Below are 1,066 nucleotides of genomic sequence, written 5' to 3'. Positions count from 1 at the left end.
GAAATCCACCGCATCGGTCGCCAGCATCCGGCACTGTACCGTCGCTTCCTGCGTCTGCTGGTGCTCGCCAATATCCCGCTGGCCGCCGCCTTCATGCTGGACCCGCGCAACGCCTTTATCGTCTTCCTGATTCCCATGATCAGCATGCTGTTCATGTTGCTGGACAATACCTACGGGCAACACGCCGGCACCGGCTACGACGACCATTTCCACGCTTCGCGCAATGTGGAACTGAAACGCTACAACCTGCCCTCCTGGAACCTGGGCTACCACACGGCCCATCACATGCTGCCCGGCCTGCACTGGAGTGAACTGCCGGACCTGCACGCCAAAATCCGCCACCGGATTCCGGACCACCTGATCACCGAAAACGTGCTTTTGCAGTGGGAACCCGCCCGCCAGCAGCGCGAAGGAGAAGGACTCCCCTCATGATACGTGGCCTGATTCTTTGCCTGATCATGCTGTCTTGCGCCGCCGCCCGCGCCCAGGATTGCTACTACTACTGGGTACATCAGTGCATTGAGGTGGTGGACGCCAGCCAGCGCCAACTCAGGCAGTTTGTGCTGATTTCCCCGGCGGTGAACTACCTGAGTGTGGACGAAGGCAGCCAATGCAGCGCCGCCGTGAGCCGCCAGCAGGCCCCGCTCAACCACCAGTTGCTGGCCGCGTTCAACGCCGCCGCCAAGCGGATTGATGCCTGTGAAGCCCCACTCTCCGAGCTTTCTGCCCGCGTCTTCGACAAGCCCCACAAGGCCACCTGGCACTACAACCGAAGCCGCAAGGCCAGCCCCCGGAAAGTGATCATCACGGTGGAAAACGCGCCGATCCTCTAAGGAACCTCTGAATAACCCCTTGCGTACTCAGTCTTTCAGGCTGGTTCGCAATCTAGGCGCGCTTTTGAAGGTGTATGTCCATCCATCGAAAAAGGGCAACAACGAGTGCGGGCCAGCCTGGAAGACCCGAAGGGCGCGGCCTGAAGCGCACATCTGCTGCGCCTTGCCTCTCGGAAAGGGAACCACCCTGGCCATCGAGACAAGACACAACAGCTGCACGCTTCAGGCCACGC

Annotated in this window: 2 protein-coding genes; both read left to right on the top strand. The window is 60.8% G+C overall.

Going from position 1 to position 1,066, the window contains the following annotated elements; genetic code table 11:
* The coding region (locus A3754_RS03785) for a fatty acid desaturase (RefSeq protein WP_197468432.1) at positions 1 to 432 on the top strand (432 nt) is incomplete at its 5' end.
* Positions 429 to 833 (top strand): hypothetical protein, encoded by a 405-nt coding sequence (locus A3754_RS03780; RefSeq protein ID WP_063518878.1) that lies wholly within the window; start codon positions 429 to 431, stop codon positions 831 to 833. The genes A3754_RS03785 and A3754_RS03780, both read left to right, overlap by 4 nt.
* The last annotated feature ends 233 nt before the right edge of the window (positions 834 to 1,066 follow it).

The organism is Alcanivorax sp. HI0083 (genome assembly GCF_001635175.1).
The sequence above is the reverse complement of the archived record's forward strand: the minus strand, read 5'-3'. Positions and strand labels throughout refer to the sequence as shown.